The organism is Microvirga sp. 2TAF3 (assembly GCF_052114965.1).
GTDB lineage: Bacteria > Pseudomonadota > Alphaproteobacteria > Rhizobiales > Beijerinckiaceae > Microvirga.
The window spans coordinates 293,061-313,949 of sequence record NZ_JBFRFT010000001.1 but is presented as its reverse complement, the minus strand read 5'-3'; the positions used below and the strand labels follow the sequence as shown (position 1 = coordinate 313,949).

Below are 20,889 nucleotides of genomic sequence, written 5' to 3'. Positions count from 1 at the left end.
GGCCTTGTGACAAACATCAACGTATTTGGATCGCTGCTTCTAAGACGTAAATGGCCGGGATAAGCCCGGCCATGACGTTGTACTGACCTCACAGCCCCAGCTTCTTCTTCCGCTGCGCCAGCGTCCGCAGCCGGAGCGCGTTGAGCTTGATGAAGCCGGCGGCGTCGCGGTGGTCGTAGGCGACGGCGCCTTCCTCGAAGGTCACGAGGTCCTGGTCGTAGAGCGAGTAGGGGCTCTCGCGGCCGATGAGATGGACGCCGCCCTTGTAGAGCTTGAGCTTGACCTCGCCGGTGACGAATTCCTGGGACTTGTCGATCATGACCTGGAGCATCTCGCGCTCCGGCGAGAACCAGAAGCCGTTATAGATCAGCTCGGCATATTTCGGCATCAGCTCATCCTTGAGGTGAGCAGCGCCCCGGTCGAGGGTGATCGACTCGATGCCGCGATGGGCGAGATACAGGATCGTGCCGCCGGGGGTCTCGTACATGCCGCGGCTCTTCATGCCGACGAAGCGGTTTTCCACCAGGTCGAGACGGCCGATGCCGTTGAGGCGGCCGAGCTCGTTGAGCTTGGCCAGAAGGTCGGCGGGGCCCATCTTCCTGCCGTCGATGGCGACCGGATCGCCCTTCTCGAAGGTGATGGAGATCACGGTCGGCTTGTCGGGGGCCGATTCCGGATCGTTGGTGCGCGAATAGACGTAATCCGGAACCTCGGCCGCCGGGTCTTCCAGCACCTTGCCCTCGGAGGAGGCGTGCAGGAGATTGGCGTCGACGGAGAACGGGGCCTCGCCGCGCTTGTCCCTGGCGATCGGGATCTGGTTCGCTTCAGCGAAGGCGATGAGCTGCTCGCGGGAGCGCAGGTCCCATTCGCGCCAGGGGGCGATGACGGTCACGTCGGGCTTCAGGGCGTAATAGCCGAGCTCGAAGCGCACCTGGTCGTTGCCCTTGCCGGTGGCGCCGTGGGCGACCGCGTCCGCGCCGACCTTCTCGGCGATCTCGATCTGCTTCTTGGCGATCAGCGGGCGGGCGATGGAGGTGCCGAGCAGGTAGAGACCCTCGTACTGGGCGTTGGCCCGGAACATCGGGAACACGTAGTCGCGCACGAATTCGTCGCGCAGGTCCTCGATGAAGATGTTTTCGGGCTTGATGCCGAGGAGTTCAGCCTTCTTGCGGGCCGGCTCCAGCTCCTCGCCCTGGCCGAGATCGGCGGTAAAGGTCACGACCTCGCAGCCATAGGTGGTCTGCAGCCACTTGAGGATGATCGAGGTGTCGAGACCGCCGGAATAGGCGAGCACGACCTTGTTCACGCGCTTTTCAGCCATAGCAGGGATTCCAAGGTGACAGGATATGCGCGACTTAGAACGGAAGCTTGGGCGGCGCAACCTGGGATTTGATATGCACCCACGGCATCCCCGCCCGGAAATGGCGCAGCTGCCCGAAAAAGCCGTGATAGGCTAGGGAGCCGTATCCGGAGTGAGCCGGCTCAAGAACTGCTGTTCGCGACCGGATCCACGGACCTCGACGACGAGAGGCATTCCCGATGCGCCGGCCCATTCTCGAATTCTGGTACGATTTCGCCTCGACCTATTCCTATCTCGCCACCATGCGCATCGAGGAGGCGGCCGAGGCGGCGGGGGTGGGCCTGCTCTGGCGGCCCTTTTTGCTCGGCCCGATCTTCGGCGCTCAGGGATGGACCTCCTCGCCTTTCAATCTCTACCCCGCCAAGGGGCGCCATATGTGGCGCGACATGGAGCGGGAGGCTGCCCGCCTGCGCATCCCGTTCTGCAAACCCAACCCCTTTCCCCAGAACAGCCTGCTGGCCACGCGCGTCGCCCTCGTCGGTACGGATCGGGGCTGGACGCCCGCCTTCACCCGGGCGGTCTTCGCCGCGGAATTCGGCAAGGGCCGCAATATCAGCGATCCTGCCCTCCTGGCCGAGATCCTGACCGGGCTCGGCATCGATGCGGCTTCCGTCCTGGAGGAGGCCGAAACGGAGGCCAACAAGACCCGCCTGCGCCGGGTCGGGGAGGTTGCCCAGTCTCGCGGCATTTTCGGCGCTCCTACCTTCCTGGCCGAGGACGGGGAATTGTTCTGGGGCAACGACCGGCTCGAGCGGGCCCTCGAATGGGCGGGCGGGCGAGCGCGGCGGTCGGACTTTCCCATGTAACGCCCATGTAATGCCCGCCCCATGGCTCGTGCGCGCCTGGTCCGGAAAGCTTGTTATTCGGGGCGAAACGCGATAAAAGAACGCCCATCCGACAAGACTTTGACGGTAAGAGCGTGGAGGGTGCGTTTTAGCGTGCCCTGGCGGTGTTCCTCAAATCCTGACGGACAAAGCGTTTTCATCCGTCGATGATACGCCGGCCCGCTCTTTGAGCGGCATGCCTTGGATCTGGCCCGGATGGGGCGTCCCTGGCAGCGGCGGATGGAAGCGGCCCTTAACACGAGCCGCCGGCGTTGCCCCTTTGATTGGGCCATTCAGGAGAACCTATGTCTGCAGCTTTGCAACAGCCGAGCCGTGAAGATTTCGCGGCCCTGCTCGAAGAATCCTTCCGTACGAACGAGATCAGCGAAGGCTCGGTCGTGAAGGGCAAGGTGGTCGCGATCGAGAAAGACGTCGCGGTCATCGATATCGGCGCGAAGACCGAGGGACGCGTCGCCCTCAAGGAATTTGCCGGCCCCAACCGCGACCGCGAACTGAAGGTCGGCGATGAGGTCGAGGTCTATGTCGAGCGCATCGAGAATGCGCTGGGCGAAGCCGTCATCTCCCGTGACAAGGCCCGCCGCGAAGAATCGTGGGTGAAGCTCGAGAAGGCCTTCGAGGCCAACGAGCGCGTCAACGGCGTGATCTTCAACCAGGTAAAGGGCGGCTACACCGTCGATCTCGACGGCGCCGTGGCGTTCCTGCCGCGCTCCCAGGTCGATATCCGTCCGGTGCGCGACGTCACCCCGCTCATGGGCGTGGCTCAGCCGTTCCAGATCCTCAAGATGGACCGCCGCCGCGGCAACATCGTCGTGTCGCGCCGCACGGTTCTCGAAGAGAGCCGCGCCGAGCAGCGTTCCGAGCTCGTGGCCAACCTCGAAGAGGGTCAGGTCATCGACGGCGTGGTCAAGAACATCACCGAATACGGTGCGTTCGTTGATCTCGGCGGCATCGACGGCCTGCTGCACGTCACCGACATGGCGTGGAGACGCGTGAACCACCCGTCCGAGGTCGTAAACATCGGCCAGACGGTCAAGGTGAAGATCATCAAGATCAACCACGACACGCACCGCATCTCGCTCGGCATCAAGCAGCTCCTGGCCGATCCGTGGGAAGGCATCGCCGCCCGCTACCCCGTCGGCGCCAAGCTGAAGGGCCGCGTCACGAACATCACCGATTACGGTGCGTTCGTGGAGCTCGAGCCGGGCATCGAAGGCCTGATCCACGTCTCCGAGATGTCCTGGACGAAGAAGAACGTTCATCCGGGCAAGATCATCTCCACCTCGCAGGAGGTTGAGGTCGTGATCCTCGAAGTCGATCAGGTGAAGCGCCGCATCTCGCTGGGCCTGAAGCAGACGCTTCAGAACCCGTGGGAGGCCTTCGCCGAGAAGCATCCCGTCGGCTCGGAAGTCGAAGGCGAAGTGAAGAACAAGACCGAGTTCGGTCTCTTCATCGGCCTCGAGAACGACGTCGACGGCATGGTCCACCTTTCGGACCTCGACTGGAACCGTCCGGGCGAGCAGGTCATCGACGACTTCAAGAAGGGCGACATGGTGCGCGCTCAGGTTCTCGACGTGGACGTCGAGAAGGAGCGCATCTCGCTCGGCATCAAGCAGCTGGGCGGCGATCCCTTCGCCGAAGCCGGCGAGCTGAAGAAGGGCCAGGTCGTCACCTGCGAGGTTCTCGAGGTGAAGGACGGCGGCCTGGAGGTGAAGATCGTCGATACCGACCTCTCCACCTTCATCAAGCGCAACGAGCTTGCGCGCGATCGCGCCGACCAGCGCCCCGAGCGCTTCGCCGCCGGCGAGAAGGTCGATGCCCGCGTGACCCAGTTCGACCGCAAGGCGCGCCGCGTCACCCTCTCCATCAAGGCCCTCGAGGTCGCGGAGGAGAAGGAAGCCATGGCGCAGTACGGCTCGGCCGATTCGGGTGCCTCGCTCGGCGACATCCTGGGTGCCGCCCTCAAGGCCCGCACCGACAAGAAGTGATCGGGCCGGTAACGGTCTGATCGTCCCCGGACCTGATCCGGGGACTTCTCTTCAGAACCCGCGCGGGTCCCTCGCGCGGGTTTTTTATGGGCCAGCATCGGGCTTTCAGACGGGATCGATGAAGTACTCGACGCAGGATACCGGCCTCCTGGCTCGCCTTCGCGGGTGGGCCCGGGCCATCAAGACCGACATCGTCGCGCTCTATCTTGCGGCGCGCGACCCACGCGTGCCCTGGCACGCCAAGCTCGTCGCCATGGCGGTCGCCGCCTATGCACTGAGCCCCATCGATCTGATTCCCGATTTCATTCCGGTGCTCGGCTATCTCGACGATGTGATCCTCGTGCCGCTCGGCATCCTGCTCGCGGTCAGGCTGATTCCGCCTGTCCTGATGGACGAATTTCGGGCCGGGGCACGGATGCGGGCAGAGCGGCCGATGAGCAGGGCCGCTGCCTGGGCGATCGTCGTTCTATGGTTCCTGGCGGCGGCGCTTCTGCTCTGGTTCTTCTGGCCTCGGACGATTTCCTAAAGCCTCGGACCTGAAAGTGGCTTCCACTTTTAGGATCATCCGATGCTTTCTCTTTTGGCGAGAGCATCGTGTGGCCGCAAAACCGGGGCCACTTTTGCGCACGATGCTCTAGAATGCGATGGCCGATGATCCTGGCGGGCGACCGCAGGCCTCTTGTCCCGATCATGTTGCGGAAGGCGAGATCTTTATTGGCTCGGCGCCTTGCCGCCCTATCTGCCTCTACCATAAGCCTTTTCCTAGGACAGGATGCCCGGTTGCGGGAAAATGGCCCCCTGTGAAACCTTCTGCCGGCTTTCGGGTTCGACGAAACCGAAAATCGGGATAGGGTGCCGCCTTTCGCCCGGATTGCCAGAATCGAGAGACGAGACCGATGTCCATCGACGCCGAAGCCATCGCCGACCGCCGCCGCCTGCGCCGCAAACTGACCTTCTGGCGCGTGACCGGGTTCCTGGCCCTCATCGCTGCCATCGTCGCCTTAGGCTATACGGCCGCGAACCGCCTGGGCTTCGGCGGTTCGGCCCATGTCGCACGCATTTCCATCCACGGATTCATCGCCGGCAACCAGCGGCTGGCGGATCTCATGGATCGGGTCGGCAAGGCCAAGTCCGTCTCCGGCGTCGTCATTTCCATCAACAGCCCCGGCGGCACCACCACCGGCTCCGAGGAGCTTTTCCGCAACATCCGGCGACTCTCCGAGAGGAAGCCGGTCGTGACCTTCGTGGATGGCACAGCGGCGTCTGGCGGCTACATCACCGCCATCGCCACCGACCACATCGTCGCCCGGGAGACTTCCCTCGTCGGCTCCATCGGCGTGCTGTTCCAGTATCCGGATCTCTCCGGCCTTCTCGGCCATGTGGGCGTGAAGGTGGAGGAGGTGAAGTCCGCGCCTCTCAAGGCCGAGCCCAGCCCTTTCAAGCCCACCAGCCCCGAAGCGCGCGCCGCCCTGACGCTGGTGGTCAACGACACCTATGATTGGTTCAAGCGTTTGGTGCGCGAGCGTCGGCACATGAGCGATGAGGAACTGGCCACCGTCTCCACGGGGCAGATCTTCAGCGGCCACCAGGGCGTGCCCCTGAAGCTCGTCGACGCGATCGGCGGCGAACGGGATGCCATCGCCTGGCTCGAGCGGGAAAAGGGCGTGCATCCGAATCTCCCCGTGCGCGATTGGAGACCGCGCGGCGAACGGGACTTCTCGATCTTTGCCTGGGCGGCCACCAGCGCCGACCTGCTAGGATTCGAAAGCGTGGCCGATTCCTTCCGTCGGGCGGCCACGGGCGTCCAGGCTGCCCAGCTTGACGGTCTCCTGGCGGTCTGGCACCCTTCCGAAAAGTAAAGCCGCATCAAAGATATAACAGCCCAATGATCAAATCCGAACTGGTGCTCAAAATCGCCGAGCAGAACCCGCATTTGTATCAGCGAGACGTGGAGAACATCGTGAACGCGATTCTCGACACCATCGCCGATGCCCTTGCCCGTGGCGACCGGGTGGAACTGCGTGGCTTCGGGGCCTTCTCGGTCAAGAAGCGGGATGCCCGTACCGGCCGCAACCCCCGCACCGGCGAGTCCGTCGACATCTCCGAGAAGGTCGTGCCCGTGTTCAAGACGGGCAAGGAGATGCGCCAGCGCCTCAACACGTCGCCGAAAGCCCTGAAGACGGCAGCCCAATAAAAGGAGAGGATTGTCTGTGATTCGCTTTCTCAAGGCGCTCATCCTCCTGCCGATCGCGGTCCTGATCGTGCTGCTCGCGGTCGCGAACCGCTCTCCGGTCATGCTGTCGCTCGATCCCTTTTCCCAGGATGCGCCGGAATTCGCGACGCAGCTTCCGCTCTTCGCCATCATTTTCGCCGCCGTCATGGTCGGAATCGTGATCGGCGGCACGGCCACGTGGCTCGCGCAGGGCAAGCACCGCCGCGCCCGCCGCCAGTTCCGCCGCGAGGTAAATCACCTGCGTAACGAGACCGAGCGCCTGCGGTCGCAGACTCGGAGCTCCTCCTCCCTGCCGGCCCTGCCGCCGTCGCAGACCCCGTCCTACTGAGCTTTCCTCATGAACTCGAATTCATGAGGAAAGCTCAATTGTCTTGAAGGGACGCGTTTTCTTTCGCAAAACCGGAAGCCCACTTTTACGAAAAACGCCCTAGGCCCTTAATGCGCGTCATCACCTCCGCCGAAATCGATCGGGCTCTCACCTTTCCCGCCCTGATCGATGCCTTAAGCGAAGCCTTTCGCGGGGGCATCGTCACCCCGGTTCGCCATCACCACGAGATCGAACGCGCAGGCAGCCACGGTACGCTCCTGCTCATGCCCGCCTGGACCGGCCCCGCCACGGAAGGCGGCTTCGTCGGCGTGAAGGTGGTCTCGGTGTTTCCTGACAACGGAGCCAAAAATCTGCCGAGCGTTCTCGGCACCTATCTGCTGATGGACGGCGCGACGGGAGAGCCCCGCGCGGCCCTCGACGGCACGCGACTCACCGTCTGGCGCACGGCCGCGGCTTCGGCGCTCGCGGCGCGCTTTCTGGCACGACAGGACGCCAGCCGCATGGTCATGATCGGCTCCGGTTCCCTCGCCCCCTTCCTGATCCGCGCCCATATGAGCCAGCGCCCGATCCGGGAAGTGGCCCTGTGGAACCACCGTCCGGAAAGGGCGCGGGATCTGGCTGCGCGGCTTCAAGCGGAAGGCCTGCCGGTCACCGCCGTGACCGATCTCGAGGGCGCGGTGCGCGAAGCGGACCTCGTCTCCTGCGCTACCCTGTCGGCCGAGCCCATCGTGAAGGGCGCGTGGCTGAAGGCGGGCGCCCATCTCGATCTCGTCGGCGCCTTTAATCTGAGTATGCGCGAGGCCGACGACGAGGCTTTGCGCAAGGCCGAAATCTACGTGGACACACACGCTGCCAAGAGCGAGGGCGGCGACGTGGCGCTCGCCCTCAAGAGTGGCGCGATTGCCGAGAGTCATGTGAAAGGCGATCTCTTCGATCTCTGTCGCAATTCACCGCAAAGAGCCGATGACGCGATCACCCTGTTCAAATCGGTCGGAGCCGCCCTGGAGGATCTGGCTGCGGCGATGCTGGTGTGGCGCCATCTGCCGCAAACATCGTAGCATCGCGCCATGGAACGTCTGATCAAGATCTGCGGACTCTCGACCCCTGAGACCCTCGACGCCGCCCTCGATGCGGGTGCGGATTTCGTCGGCTTCGCGCGCTTTCCCAAGAGCCCGCGCCATGTGAGCCTTGAGGTCGGTCGCGAACTCTCGCAACAGGCCAAGGGCCGCGCCCGGCGCGCGGTTCTTCTGGTCGATGCGGATGACGCAGCCATCGCCGAGGTGGTCGAGGCCTTCGATCCCGACCTGCTGCAATTGCACGGTCATGAAACGCCTGCGCGCGTCAGGGACATCCGCTCGCGCTTCGGGCGTCCGGTGATGAAGGCCCTCGGCATCGCGGAGGCCTCCGATCTCGATATCCTGCCGTCCTATGCGGCGGTTACCGACCATATCCTCCTCGACGCGAAGCCCCCGCGCACGCCGGATGCCCTGCCCGGCGGCAACGGGCTGCCCTTCGACTGGCGCCTCCTGGCCGGGCTTGACCCCGGCCTCTCCTTCATGTTGTCAGGGGGCCTCAATCCCGACAACGTGGCCGAGGCCATCCGCCTGACGGGGGCGAGTGCCGTTGACGTTTCGTCAGGGGTGGAGAGCAGGCCGGGGATCAAGGATCCGGCCAGGATCGTGGCCTTCATCGAGGCGGCTCGTGCGGCATACGCCGCGCTGGCTCATTAAATTCGCGCATTCCCGTCGGAAATCCGGTATCCCGCTTTTCGACGAATGCTCACAGCGTAAGGCAGGACAAGCGTGACAACGCAGCCCCAACCCAATTCCTTCCGCACCGGCCCCGATGAGCGCGGCCATTTCGGCATGTTCGGCGGCCGCTTCGTGGCCGAGACCCTGATGCCGCTCATCCTCGAGCTGGAAAAGGCCTATGCCGAGGCCAAGGCCGACCCGGCCTTCCATGCCGAAATGTCATCGATGATGACCCATTACATCGGCCGCCCGAGCGCGCTCTATTTCGCCGAGCGCATGACCGAGCATCTTCGTGAAGTATCGACGGCTTCTGGCCTGTCGGGCGGGGCCAAGATCTATTTCAAGCGCGAAGAGCTGAATCATACCGGCGCGCACAAGGTGAACAACGTGCTGGGCCAGATCCTTCTCGCCCGCCGCATGGGCAAGAAGCGCATCATCGCCGAGACCGGCGCTGGCCAGCACGGCGTCGCCACCGCGACCCTCTGCGCCCGCTACGGGCTGGAATGCATCGTCTATATGGGCGCGGTCGATGTGGAGCGGCAGAAGCCCAACGTCTTCCGCATGAACATGCTCGGCGCCAAGGTCGTGCCGGTGCAATCCGGCACCAGGACCCTGAAGGACGCCATGAACGAGGCGTTGCGCGACTGGGTCACTAACGTCGCCGACACCTTCTATTGCATCGGCACGGTGGCGGGGCCGCATCCCTATCCGGCCATGGTGCGCGATTTCCAATGCGTCATCGGCAACGAGACCCGCGAGCAGATGATGCAGGCCGAAGGCCGTTTGCCCGACTCGCTCATCGCCTGCGTCGGCGGTGGCTCCAATGCCATCGGCCTGTTCCATCCCTTCCTCGACGATCGCGGGGTGGAGATCTACGGTGTCGAAGCGGCGGGCCACGGCCTCGACAAGCTCCACGCGGCCTCGCTCACCGGCGGCCGTCCCGGCGTGCTGCACGGCAACCGCACCTATCTCCTCATGGACGATGACGGCCAGATCCAGGACGCTCATTCCATCTCGGCGGGGCTGGATTATCCCGGCATCGGTCCGGAGCATTCCTGGCTGCACGATGTCGGCCGCGTGAATTACATCTCTGCGACCGACCAGGAGGCGCTGGACGCCTTCCAGCTCTGTTCAAGGCTCGAGGGCATTCTGCCGGCCCTCGAATCGAGCCATGCCATCGCCAAGGTCATCGAACTCGCCCCCAAGAAGCCGAAGGACCACCTGATGGTGGTGAACATCAGCGGTCGCGGCGACAAGGATGTTCCGCAGATTGCCGAGATTCTGGGGAATAAGCTGTGAGCCGTCTGTTTCTGATCGCCCTTGGGGCATTGACCATCGCAGGCTCGCCTTGTCTTGCGCAGGGGCTGAAGCCCGTCGAATATCGGGGGATGAACATCAAGACGGTCGTTCAGAGTTCCAATGCCCGGACGTCGACCGTCTTCCTACTGTTCTTCAACCCCAACGAGAAGCCTGCTGAGGCACGCAACATCAATTGCGAGTTTCATCAGGGCGAGCGTCTGGTGAAAAAGTTCACCATTGCGCGCTTGACCGTGCGGCCAGGCGAGGGGGAATACGAAGCTCCCGAGAAGCTGGGTGCTCCGTTCAATCGCCCCATTTGCAAAGTTGGCAAGTCGTGATGACCTCCCGCATCGAAGCCCGTTTTGAGAAATGCCGCGCGGAAGGCCGCGCCGCGCTCGTCACTTATGTCATGGCCGGCGATCCGGATCTTGAGACCTCGTTCGAAATCATGCGGAACCTGCCGAAGGCCGGGGCGGACATCGTCGAGTTCGGCATGCCGTTCACCGATCCGATGGCCGACGGCCCATCGATCCAGGCGGCGGGCCTGCGCGCCCTCAAGGTCGGCCAGAACACGGTCAAAACCCTTGATCTCGTGCGCCGCTTCCGCAAGGAAGACAGCGAGACGCCGATCATTCTCATGGGCTATTTCAATCCGATCTACGTCTATGGCGTCGAGCGCTTCCTCAACGATGCCAAGGAAGCGGGGGTGGATGGCCTGATCGTTGTCGATCTGCCGCCGGAGGAGGACGACGAGCTGTGCCTGCCCGCGCTGAAAGCGGGGCTCGCCTTCATCCGCCTTGCCACCCCGACCACGGACGACAAGCGTCTGCCTGCGGTACTCGCCAATACGGCAGGGTTCGTTTATTACGTTTCCATCACCGGCATCACCGGCGCTGCGACTCCCGATTTCGGCAAGGTCGCCACCTCGGTGGAACGCATCAAGCGCCATACGCCCCTGCCCGTGGTGGTGGGCTTCGGCGTGAAGAGCGGCGCCCATGCGGCGGCGGTGGCCAAGGGGGCGGACGGCGTCGTGGTCGGCTCGGCGCTGATCGACGCCCTCAAGGGCACCCTCGACGCGAACGACCGCGCCACCTCGCGCACGGTCGAGGCCGTCACCACATTGGTGAAGGAATTGAGCGAAGGCGTGCGCTCGGTGGCGAAGCGCGCGGCGGCTTAGGGCTAACGAAAGGCGTCCTCATCCTGAGGGCTTGCGGAGCAAGCGGCTCGAAGGATCAGGATGCCGGTTCCAGAGGGGGCTGGAGACGCCCTCGTCCTTCGAGACGGCGCGATGCGCCTCCTCAGGATGAGGGCTCCGGAGTTCCTGCTGAAAAGAAGGTATGTGAATCATGAACTGGATTTCCGAAGTCGTCCGTCCGAAGATCAAGACGCTCTTCAAGCGCGAGACGCCGGACAATCTCTGGATCAAGTGCCCGGATACGGGCCAGGTCGTGTTCCACAAGGATGTGGAGGCGAACCAGTGGGTGATCCCCGGTTCCAACCACCACATGCGCATTTCGGCGACCCAGCGCCTCGGCCTGATGTTCGACGGCGGCACCTGGCTCGATGTGGCGCTGCCGGAAGCTCCGATCGATCCGCTGAAGTTCCGCGACGAGAAGCGCTATATCGACCGCCTGAAGGACGCCCGCGCCAAGACCGGCCAGCAGGACGCCTTCAAGGTCGGCTTCGGCCGGGTCGAGAACGTGCCGATGACCCTTGCCGTGCAGGATTTCGGCTTCATGGGCGGTTCCCTCGGCATGGCGGCGGGCGAGGCCTTCGTCAAAGGTGCCGAGACGGCGCTCGAGAAGAAGACGCCCTACATCCTCTTTGCCGGCTCCGGCGGCGCGCGCATGCAGGAGGGCATCCTCTCCCTCATGCAGATGCCGCGCACCACGGTGGCCATCCGCCGCCTGCGCGATGCGAAGCTTCCCTATATCGTCGTGCTGACGAATCCGACCACGGGCGGCGTCACGGCTTCCTATGCCATGCTCGGCGACGTGCATCTGGCGGAGCCAGGCGCGCTCATCGGCTTTGCCGGTCCACGCGTGATCGAGCAGACGATCCGCGAGAAGCTGCCCGATGGCTTCCAGCGCGCCGAATATCTGAAGGATCACGGCATGGTGGACATGGTCGTGCACCGCCACGACCTGAAGGCCACCATCGCCCGGCTTTCGCGCCTTTTCACCAAGGCTCCGGCCGCGGCTGCGTAATCGATCGAGGGCAGGGTGATGGACTCCTCCGATGCGCTGATCGCGCGCTTTCTCGCCCTGCACCCGAAGGCGATCGATCTGTCGCTCGGGCGCATTCAGCGACTCTTGGCCCAACTCGGTCACCCCGAGCGGCGTCTGCCGCCGACCATCCATGTGGCGGGCACCAACGGCAAAGGCTCCACCATCGCCTTCATGCGGGCGATCCTGGAAAGCGCCGGGCTTGCCGTACATGTCTATACCTCGCCCCATCTGGTGCGCTTTCACGAGCGCATCCGCATTGGCCGCTTCGGTGGCGGGCGCTATGTGGAGGAAGACCGGCTGGTCGAGGCCCTGCGCCGCTGCGAAAAGGTGAATGCGGGCGAGCCGATCACCGTATTTGAGATCACCACGGCGGCGGCCCTGCTGCTCTTCGCGGAAGAGCCTGCCGACTTGCTGCTGCTCGAAGTCGGTTTGGGAGGACGCTTCGACTCCACGAACGTCATCGATGCGCCCGCCGCCGCCGTCGTTACTTCCATCGGCCACGACCACGCGGAATATCTCGGCACGACCCTGGAGGGGATCGCGCGGGAAAAGGCCGGCATCTTCAAGCGCGGTTGCCCGGCCATCATCGCGGCGCAGGATTATCTCGCCGCCGATAAGACCTTGCGCGAGGAGGCCGAGCGGGTCGGTGCGTCGCCCATTCTCGTGGGCATGCAGGATTTCTCGGTTCATGAGGAGGGCGGGCGGCTCGTCTACCAGGATGAGAAGGGCCTGCTCGACCTGCCGCTCCCGAAGCTCGTCGGGCGCCATCAATACATCAATGCGGGCACCGCCATCGCGGCGCTCCGCGCGGCCGGGTTCGAGAAGTTCGAGACCTCGGCCTTCGAGGCCGGGTTGACCCGCGCCGAATGGCCGGGCCGCCTGCAGCGTCTCGCCAAGGGCCGCCTGCCGGAGATTGCTCCTGAGGGTTGCGAACTCTGGCTCGACGGCGGCCACAATGCCGATGGCGGCCGGGTTCTTGCCGCCGCCATGGCCGACCGCAGCGAGAGCAACGACGCGCCGCTGGTGCTCGTCACCGGCATGCTCGGCACGAAGGATTCGGAAGCTTTCTTCAAGAATTTTCTAGGCCTCGCCCGCGAGGTGATCGCGGTGCCGATCTCAGGCCAGATCGCCGCCCGCCCGGCGGAAGAGGTCGCCGCCATCGCGCAGAGCGTCGGGCTGACCGTCTCGACAAAGCCCAGCGTCGAATCGGCTCTGGCATCCCTCCACGACTACGTCTGGGACCGCCCGCCCCGCGTGCTCATTTGCGGCTCGCTGTATCTCGCCGGCGAGGTGCTGGCAGCGAACGGGACGCTGCCGGAGTAGGTAAGCGTCATCCCGGGCGCCGCCAGGCGATCTGGGATCGCGTGCAAGATCTGGCTCCATCCGGATAGAGCGCTTTCCCTCCCCCCTTGCGGGGAGGGATGAAGGGTGGGGGTGGAACGACCGGGTGAGTGAGCAATCCAGCAAAGCGCCGGTATGAATCGGAGCACTACTCCCATCCAACGCAGCGCTCCGACTTTGCGACCCCCACCTCCAGCTCCTCCCCATCGCAAGTCGGGTGTTCCCGACTTGCGCCAGATGAAGCGGATCTCGGGAACACCCGAGATTCGTGGGAAGGAGAGCAGGTCGCGCCCTTTCCGGAGAAGGCACATCCCCTCGCCCGGACCTGAAGGTCCGACTTCTCCCTCAGAGAGGTGAAGGGGCAGCGCATGAAAAAGGGGCCCTTCGGCCCCTTTTAAATCCTGATCGCGGTCAGTCTCAGGCCGAGGCCTGGATCCACTTGGCGAGGTCGCCCTTAGGGGCGGCGCCGATCTTCTGGGCCACCACCTTGCCGTCCTTGAACATCATCAGGGCCGGGATCGAGCGGATGCCGAGCTGGGAGGAGACCTGCGGATTCTCGTCCACGTTGAGCTTCGCGATCTTCACCTTGCCGGCCATCTCGTTGGAAATTTCTTCCAGAGCCGGACCGATCATGCGGCAGGGCCCGCACCATTCCGCCCAGAAATCAACCACGACGGGCTCGGAGGAATTCAGGACGTCCTGCGAGAAGCTCGCATCGGTCACCTTCACGGTCGCCATCTCATCACCTTTTTGTATTTCAACGCGACTCAATCCTAAGCCGCTCGACGATAGAAACTAGTTAAGAACGGCCTTTTCCGGAATCAAGCAAGGGCCTTCCCCGAGGGCCCTCGCCTCAGGCGGCGATGAAGGCCAGGACGGATTCCATCTCCGTTTCCATCAGTTCGTGGATGACCGGACCGGAGGTCCAGACCAGGAAGGCGCGGACCTTTTTCTGGGGATAGATCTCCCGCAGCAGAAGGCGATAGAGCGCGAGCTGGGTCACGTAGGAGCGTGGCGGCTTCTGGCCGGGACGCGGCGGGCGGGCGGTGGTCTTGAAATCGGCCACCAGCACCTCGCTTTCGAGTACCGCAAGGCGGTCGATCTGGCCGGAAACCAGGATTTCCCCATCCGCGGTATCGATCCGACCGGCGATGGGCGCCTCGGCGCGGGAACTCGGCCCGAAGAGGGGGCTCAAAGCCTCATGGTCGATCACGCCGAGCGCATGGGCGACGACCGCTTCGCGCAGGTCCTGGGGCAGGCGTGGCGCGCGGGCCTTCACATAGGCGCGGGCCATGGCCTCGCGGCGCTCGCGCGGAAGGCTGGGCAGGCGCTCCAGGAGCGCGTGGATCAAGGTGCCGCGCAGCCTTGCTTCCGGCGCATAGGGGCCATCTCCCGGACGCGTCATCCGGTCCGCCGCGCCAAGGGCGCTGGAGGGCCGGATCGGCGGCAGGGGCTCGGGCTCCGGCTCCGCTTGCAGCGTGAGCCAGCCGGGGACTTCGATGGGATCGAGCGGTGCGACCTCGGATTCAGCGGTGGCCCTGCCGGGCTGGCCGTCCTGCCAGAGGATCAGGGGGTCGAAGGGCGCGCCGGGCAGTTCCTTGCCCTCATTCGCCGCGATCCAGCCCTGCCGGATCATTTCGCACCAGGCCTCCTGCGGCGAATCCTTGCGGCCGGTCAGATAGGGCGCGATCACGAGCCGGTCCTTGGCGCGGGTCATGGCCACGTAGAGAAGCCGGTTGTGCTCCTCCAGCCCCTTCAGATGCATGCTCTCGCGGGCCTGGGCCATTGCATCGCAATCGGAATTCTTCCCCGGCGCCCAGACGGGAATCGTGTCACCGCTTGCCGTGGGAAGCTGCATCAGCGGCGGGTCGCGGCCCAGCACGTCGCAGCCGTCGATGAGGATCACGATCGGCGCTTCCAGGCCCTTGGCCCCGTGCACCGTCATCACCCGCACCTCGTTATTGGTCGAATCGAGGTCGCGCTTGATGGTGTGGGAGGCGGATTCGAAGCGGTTGAGGAAAACCGTGAGCGAGGGCGTCTCCGCCTGCTCCGATTGATGGGCGAAGCAGAGAAAGGCGTCGATGGCGTCGCCCGCCTCGCTGCCGAGCCGCGCCACGAGCCTCATACGTCCATGCATGGGGCCGAGCAGGGTGGCGAAGAAGCCGAAGGGGCCGTGGATGCGCGCGAGGGCGCGCCACGCGCCCAGCGCGTCGAGCCCGGAGAGGGCGGCCTTGTCGCCGTCCCTGGCGTGGCGCTCCAGGGCGGCGAGGAGCGATTCGTCGTCGCCGCGACGGGCCGCGATGCGGATCAGGTCGTCGTCCGTCAGCCCGACGAGGGGCGATTTCAGGGCCGTGGCGAGGGTGAGATCGTCCTCCGGCAGCAGCGCCGCGCGTCCCGCCGCCACGAGATCGAGAACGGCGATATGTTCGCCAATATTGAGCCTGTCCGCGCCGGCGACCGGAACATGCGCTTCTTTCAGCGCGCGGATCACCGCCTCGAAGGCTGCGCCCCGCTTGCGGACCAGCACCAGAACGTCGCCCGCCTTCCAGATGCGACCCAGTTCATCGCCTCTGGTGGTCCAGGTCTGGATGGCCTTGGCGATCCGCCGGGCGACGACGACGGGCGGGGCCTGCTGCTCCTGGCCGTCGACGGGCAGGACCCAGGCTTCCGGCTCTTCCTCGTCGGCGGGAGTCTCGGTGGGCCATAGTTCCACCAGTCCCGGCGAATGCGGGCGGGCGCTCTCGTGCACGGTGCCGACGGCCGTATCCTCGAAGGACAGGCCCTTGAAATTCTGCGCGACGCCGAAGGTGGCATCCACCGCCGAGAGCACGGCCTTGGTGGAGCGGAACGACACGGTGAGTTTCACATCCTCGAAGTGAAGCTCCGCGTCGCTCACCTTGCGCGACCAGACCTTGCGGCTCGATTCGAATTCCTGCGGCGCGGCGCCCTGAAAGCCGTAGATCGACTGCTTCGGATCGCCGACCGCGAAAAGCGTGCGGACACGTCTGCCGCTCGCGCCGTGACCGGTGGTGAAATCCTCGGTGATGCGGCGCAGGATGTCCCATTGTTCGGGGTTGGTGTCCTGTGCCTCGTCGATCAGCACATGGTCGATGCCGCGATCGAGCTTGTAGAGAATCCAGCCAGCGTCGTTGCGGGAGAGAAGCGTCAGCGTCTTGTCGATCAGGTCCTGGAAGTCGAGCGCGCCGTATCGCGCCTTCGCCCTCTCGATGCGCGCGCCGATCTCGGCGGCGAGCGTGAAGAGCGCAGAGGTACGCTCGAAAGCGCGCGCGGCCTTGCGCCTGTCCATGAGCTGCCAGATCCGCGCCTGCTCGGCAAGCAGCCGCTCCTTCAAGGCGGGATCGACCGACTTGGTGACGAGCCGCGATTCCGCACGCGGGGTGTCGTCCGATTCCTTCAGGAAAACGGCAAGGTAGTGCTTGAGCTTCTCTGCCGGCTCCGTCGCCTCGGCGACCGCGATGAAGGATGCGGCGCGTTCCTGATCGGTCGCTTTTCCGGCCAGCAGTTCCTGCGCGATGGCGGGCCATTCCGCAGGCGCCAATCCATCTTCGAGCATGGCGCGTTCAATGGCAGCGAGATCTTCGCCGGCCTTGAGGCCAAGCGTCGTCTTAAGACGCGCAAGCGCAGTATCGAGACCTCCGGGATGGTGCAGAAACGCCTTGCACCGCAAAGCCGCGTTCAAGGCGGCGGCCATGGCGTCGCCCGCGGCCTCCATGCTGACGATGGCGAGCGCCTCGTTCAGATGCGGATAATCGCCGCTCGCCGCATCCGCCAGCACGTTGGCGGTTTCCTGCGCCAGCATCTCGTCCGTCTGGCTCTCGTCGAGCACGGCGAAACGCGCGGGCACGTTCGCCTCGAAAGGCACGAGATGGAGAAGCCGTTCGCAGAAGGCGTGAATGGTGTCGATCTTGAGACCGCCCGGCGTTTCCACCGCGCGGGCAAAGAGCGTGCGGGCAAGCCGCACCTGGTCGCGGCTCGGTCGCTCGCCCTCGAGCTCCGTCAGTTCCTGGATCAGACTCTCGTCATCGAGCGTCACCCATTTGCCGAGGCGTTCGAACACGCGGATCGCCATGTTGGCGGCAGCGGCCTTGGTGAAGGTGAGACAGAGGATGCGTCCCGGAGGCGAGCCCGCGAGGAGAAGCCGCACGACACGGTCGGTGAGCACCTTCGTCTTGCCTGCGCCCGCATTGGCCGACACCCAGGCCGAGGCGCGCGGATTGGCTGCGCGGCGCTGCGACTCCTTGGTGTGGTTCGGGATGACGAGATCGCCGCTCATTCGAATCCCTCCCCGCCGCCATTGCTGGCGAGCGACCATTCCTTCACGCGGGCGAGATGGTCGTATTCCGAAAAGCGGCGCGCATATTTCGGGAAGGGGCGCGACACGTAAGCGGCTTCGCCCGACGCGTAGCGCGCGATCATGCCCTCGAAGCGGCGGCGATGCTCCTCGACGATATCGGCGACGGAGCGCGTCTCGTCCCGTCCCGGCTTGATCTCGCGCGGCTTGATCGGCTCGCGTCCGCCGGTGGTGTGAACGTAGACGAGGTCGGGCGTGTCCTTCGCCGTCGGCAGGCCCTTGAAGGCGCCCTTCATCAGCATCATCGCTTCCAGCGTGAGCTGCGGCGAGAACCCCGCATAGACCTCGCGAATCCCCGGCGGCTGGCCGGTCTTGAAATCGATGATGGCGAAGGTGCCGTCGCGCCTGTGCTCGATCCGGTCGGCGCGGGCGCGCAAGGTGAAGACCGTGCCGTCGGCAAGCGGAATCGGCAATTTGCCTGAGCGTTCGGGATAGACCTCGGCGATATCCGGGCGGCGCTCCTGCTCCCATTCGACGAAGGCGGTGGCAAGCCGCGTGAAGCGGGGCCACCATTCCGCATAGAGTTCGGGAAACGCTTCGGCGATGGCGGCGAAGGCTTCCGTGCCGCGTCCGAGCAGATCCTCCAGCGCGAGAGCCGGCAGCGCCTTCGGATACTCCTGCGCGAAGCTGCCGAGCACATCGTGGATGATCGTGCCGCGATCGGCGGCGCCGGGTGCGAGCGCAATCGCATCGAGCGCATCGAGTTTCAGGATGTGGCGCGCGAAGATGGAATAAGGATCGCGCAGCAGCGTCTCGATTTCGGTAACGCTGAGCGTGCGCGGAAACAGAGCCGGATCGGCTTTCGGGCGCGGACGCGCGAGCGGCGGGGCCGGTTGCGGCGTGTCGAGGCTCAGCGCCAGGCGGCGATAGCGTTCGCCCGCCTTCACCATGCGGTCCCAGCTCTCCTTGCCGATGAAAGCCTTCAGACGCTGGAGAAAACGGGAGGGAACCATGGGCGATCCATCCCGCTTCTGCGCGCGGGTGATGACCACGTCCTGTGTGCCGAGCGCCTGCACGAAATCGTGCGCCGTCTGGCCGATGCGCCGTTCGGGCGGCGCAAGGCCGATGCGGGCGCGCATGGGGCGGTTGAGGAAGGCATCGGTCACCGTGCGCGGCGGCCATGTGCCTTCATCGAGCCCGCCGAGCACGACGCGATCCACCGACAGAAGACGCGCTTCGAGAAGGCCGAGGATCTTCAGGCGGCGATGGGTCGAGCGCGGAGACGGGCTTAAGGACTGCTGCTTCGCAAGCGTCGTGAAGAAGGCCGGATAATCGGAGAAGCGGCCCTGCAGCGGGTGGTCTTCCTCCTTGCGGACTTCCGAATATTGCAGATCGTCGAACAGCGCCTCCAGCGCTTCCATGGAGGTGTCGCGGTCCTCGTACTCGATCTCGTCGGCGGGCTTGTCGGCCAACGCCGTGACGGTACGGCGGTGGTCTTCCGTCAGCGCAATCAGATCGAGCACGCCCTCGCTGTGCATGGCAGGCGTGAAATCTCCAAAGGCGATTTCGAGGCGTTGCAGAAGTTCGTCGGCCAGATCCCAATCGGCTTCGGTCAGACGCTGGCGCGGACGCGGGGTGCGATGATTTTTGTCCGCGCGGTTCCTGGCGAGCGCCGTGCGCATTCCGCCGAAGCCGGGCGCTGGCGCGGGGCCGCGCAGCACGCCGATTTCGAGAATGGCGGCCGCGTGTTCGACAGTCTCGCGCGGCCAGCCGAGGCGCACCAGAGGATGGGCGAGGAGTGCCAGGATGCGCAAGGGTTTCAGATCGTCCGCTGCCGCTTCCGCCGCGAGGCGCGCAAGACGGCCGGCCGGCGTGTCGGAGAGCGGAATGCCCGCCGAATCCTCGACGGCGAGACCCCAGCGCGCGAGTTCCGCCGCGACGCGGGCGGCAAGCGCCCGGTCGGGCGTGACGAGCGCCGCCGTGCGGTCCGGGTGAACCAGCGTCTCGCGCAAGGCGATGGCGATGGCGAAAGCCTCCTCGCGCTCGTCCAGCGCCTCGACGACGGTCAGTCCCGTGCAGCCTTGCGCTCCGAGCGCAAGGCGCTCGTCCTGCGGGATCTGCGACCAGCGGTCGGTCGTATCCGCCGGCCGAAGCGCTTCGGAGAGCAGGCGATTGCGGGCTCTCGCATTGTCGGGAACATCTCCCAACACCGTGATCGCGGAGCGCGGCACGCGTAAGTGCCGGTCGAGGAGCCGACGCAACGCCGCCTGCGGATGGCTGTGCACCGGGTCGGCCTCGCTGTCTGCGATGTCGCCGATGGAAGCCCAGCTCTCATCGTCGAGATCCATGTCGAGGCCCGGTAGCACCACGGCGCCTTTCGGCAGGCGCGCGATGGCGGCGATCAGATTGGCGGTCGCCGGAATCGAGCCGGTCGATCCCGCCACGATCATCGGGCTTGCGGGGCGGTCGCGCATGAGACGGCGCGCCTCCGCCTCGATCAGCGCGCCGCGCCGTTGCGCCGGGTCGCTTGCCTGCCTTTCCGCCAGGATCTTCGGCCAGTTCTCGCTGACGATCTGCACGAAGTTGCGCGTGATCCTGAAATACTCGGAGTAATCCGCATCCACCGCTAGTTCGAGGGCATGCCAGTCGATGCCCTCGGTGGTGAAGGCATCCATCAGGGTCTCGAGATCGCCCGCGAGACTCACCGCATCGGCGGGAGAACCGGGAACGAGAAAGGGCATGTCGGGACCGAGCTGCAGCAGCGCGCGATCGACTTCGGCCGACCAGCGCTGAATCAGGCGCGTGAGAATGAGCCGGCGCTCCAGCGGCGGAATCGGTGGCTTCAAACTCGCCGCCTCTTCCAGCGGCGTGCCTTCCAGGCCTGTCAATTCGAACTCGGCCTCATCCGCTTCGCCGAGCGGCACGATGCGCGGCAGAAGCTGCGCCTTCCCGCCTCCGCGTTCGGCCAGAAGCGCGATCAGCGCGCGCGTGGCGCGGCGTGTGGGAACGTAGATCGTGACATCGGCGAGAGCCGCCGGATCATCGGGAAGAGGACCGAGAAGTCGCCCGCCGATCAGCGCATCCACCAGGGTCGGCAGGAAGGCGCAGCCCGGAGGAATCGTGAAGACATGCGCATCGGTTTCTTTGTGCTGCATGATCTGATCGGAAAACCGGTCTCCACTTTTCCCGATCATGCTCGGCATCATA

General features: G+C 65.1%; 17 protein-coding genes. 13 read left to right on the top strand and 4 right to left on the bottom strand.

Annotated features, from left to right (window positions below; translation table 11 throughout):
* Positions 1-88: 88 nt before the first annotated feature.
* Complete coding sequence (locus AB4Y97_RS01410; RefSeq protein WP_441997203.1) at positions 89-1,321, bottom strand: argininosuccinate synthase; 1,233 nt, start codon at positions 1,319-1,321, stop codon at positions 89-91.
* A gap of 218 nt (positions 1,322-1,539) precedes the next feature.
* On the opposite strand from AB4Y97_RS01410, the gene AB4Y97_RS01405 reads away from it, so the two are divergent.
* The 13 genes from AB4Y97_RS01405 to AB4Y97_RS01345 all read left to right on the top strand — a co-directional run bounded on the left by AB4Y97_RS01405 (position 1,540) and on the right by AB4Y97_RS01345 (position 13,352).
* The gene (locus AB4Y97_RS01405; protein ID WP_441997202.1) at positions 1,540-2,166 is read left to right on the top strand and encodes a 2-hydroxychromene-2-carboxylate isomerase; all 627 of its coding nucleotides are present in this window, start codon (positions 1,540-1,542) and stop codon (positions 2,164-2,166) included.
* A gap of 323 nt (positions 2,167-2,489) precedes the next feature.
* Positions 2,490-4,190 carry a 30S ribosomal protein S1 gene (rpsA, locus tag AB4Y97_RS01400; RefSeq protein WP_441997201.1) on the top strand — a complete coding sequence of 567 codons (1,701 nt, stop codon included), beginning with the start codon at positions 2,490-2,492 and terminating at the stop codon, positions 4,188-4,190.
* 118 nt (positions 4,191-4,308) lie between these two features.
* Positions 4,309-4,716 (top strand): YkvA family protein, encoded by a 408-nt coding sequence (locus AB4Y97_RS01395; RefSeq protein ID WP_441997200.1) that lies wholly within the window; start codon positions 4,309-4,311, stop codon positions 4,714-4,716.
* A 370-nt stretch (positions 4,717-5,086) separates the two neighbouring features.
* Positions 5,087-6,049, top strand: coding sequence for a signal peptide peptidase SppA (gene sppA / locus AB4Y97_RS01390; protein ID WP_441997199.1), 963 nt, complete (start codon positions 5,087-5,089; stop codon positions 6,047-6,049).
* Positions 6,050-6,075: 26 nt separating this feature from the next.
* A complete protein-coding gene (ihfB, locus tag AB4Y97_RS01385; protein WP_441997198.1) occupies positions 6,076-6,384 on the top strand; it encodes an integration host factor subunit beta in 309 nt (102 codons plus the stop codon).
* A gap of 16 nt (positions 6,385-6,400) precedes the next feature.
* A complete protein-coding gene (locus AB4Y97_RS01380; RefSeq protein ID WP_441997402.1) occupies positions 6,401-6,751 on the top strand; it encodes a lipopolysaccharide assembly protein LapA domain-containing protein in 351 nt (116 codons plus the stop codon).
* A 110-nt stretch (positions 6,752-6,861) separates the two neighbouring features.
* Complete coding sequence (locus AB4Y97_RS01375; RefSeq protein ID WP_441997197.1) at positions 6,862-7,809, top strand: ornithine cyclodeaminase family protein; 948 nt, start codon at positions 6,862-6,864, stop codon at positions 7,807-7,809.
* A 9-nt stretch (positions 7,810-7,818) separates the two neighbouring features.
* The gene (locus AB4Y97_RS01370) at positions 7,819-8,481 is read left to right on the top strand and encodes a phosphoribosylanthranilate isomerase (RefSeq protein ID WP_441997196.1); all 663 of its coding nucleotides are present in this window, start codon (positions 7,819-7,821) and stop codon (positions 8,479-8,481) included.
* Positions 8,482-8,616: 135 nt separating this feature from the next.
* A complete protein-coding gene (trpB, locus tag AB4Y97_RS01365) occupies positions 8,617-9,801 on the top strand; it encodes a tryptophan synthase subunit beta (RefSeq protein WP_441997401.1) in 1,185 nt (394 codons plus the stop codon).
* Positions 9,798-10,139, top strand: a complete 342-nt coding sequence (locus tag AB4Y97_RS01360) for a hypothetical protein (protein WP_441997195.1) — start codon at positions 9,798-9,800, stop codon at positions 10,137-10,139. Before trpB ends, AB4Y97_RS01360 begins: the two co-directional genes overlap by 4 nt.
* Positions 10,139-10,978 (top strand): tryptophan synthase subunit alpha, encoded by an 840-nt coding sequence (trpA, locus tag AB4Y97_RS01355; protein WP_441997400.1) that lies wholly within the window; start codon positions 10,139-10,141, stop codon positions 10,976-10,978. The genes AB4Y97_RS01360 and trpA overlap by 1 nt, the downstream gene beginning before the upstream one ends.
* 169 nt (positions 10,979-11,147) lie before the next feature.
* A complete protein-coding gene (accD, locus tag AB4Y97_RS01350; RefSeq protein WP_441997194.1) occupies positions 11,148-12,008 on the top strand; it encodes an acetyl-CoA carboxylase, carboxyltransferase subunit beta in 861 nt (286 codons plus the stop codon).
* An 18-nt stretch (positions 12,009-12,026) separates the two neighbouring features.
* Positions 12,027-13,352 (top strand): bifunctional folylpolyglutamate synthase/dihydrofolate synthase, encoded by a 1,326-nt coding sequence (locus tag AB4Y97_RS01345; protein WP_441997193.1) that lies wholly within the window; start codon positions 12,027-12,029, stop codon positions 13,350-13,352.
* A 435-nt stretch (positions 13,353-13,787) separates the two neighbouring features.
* On the opposite strand, the gene trxA is transcribed toward AB4Y97_RS01345, so the two are convergent.
* The 3 genes from trxA to addB form a co-directional block, all read right to left on the bottom strand.
* Positions 13,788-14,108 carry a thioredoxin gene (trxA, locus tag AB4Y97_RS01340; RefSeq protein WP_441997192.1) on the bottom strand — a complete coding sequence of 107 codons (321 nt, stop codon included), beginning with the start codon at positions 14,106-14,108 and terminating at the stop codon, positions 13,788-13,790.
* A 115-nt stretch (positions 14,109-14,223) separates the two neighbouring features.
* Complete coding sequence (gene addA / locus AB4Y97_RS01335) at positions 14,224-17,664, bottom strand: double-strand break repair helicase AddA (RefSeq protein WP_441997191.1); 3,441 nt, start codon at positions 17,662-17,664, stop codon at positions 14,224-14,226.
* Positions 17,661-20,837, bottom strand: coding sequence for a double-strand break repair protein AddB (gene addB, locus AB4Y97_RS01330; protein WP_441997190.1), 3,177 nt, complete (start codon positions 20,835-20,837; stop codon positions 17,661-17,663). The genes addA and addB overlap by 4 nt, the downstream gene beginning before the upstream one ends.
* Positions 20,838-20,889: the final 52 nt, after the last annotated feature.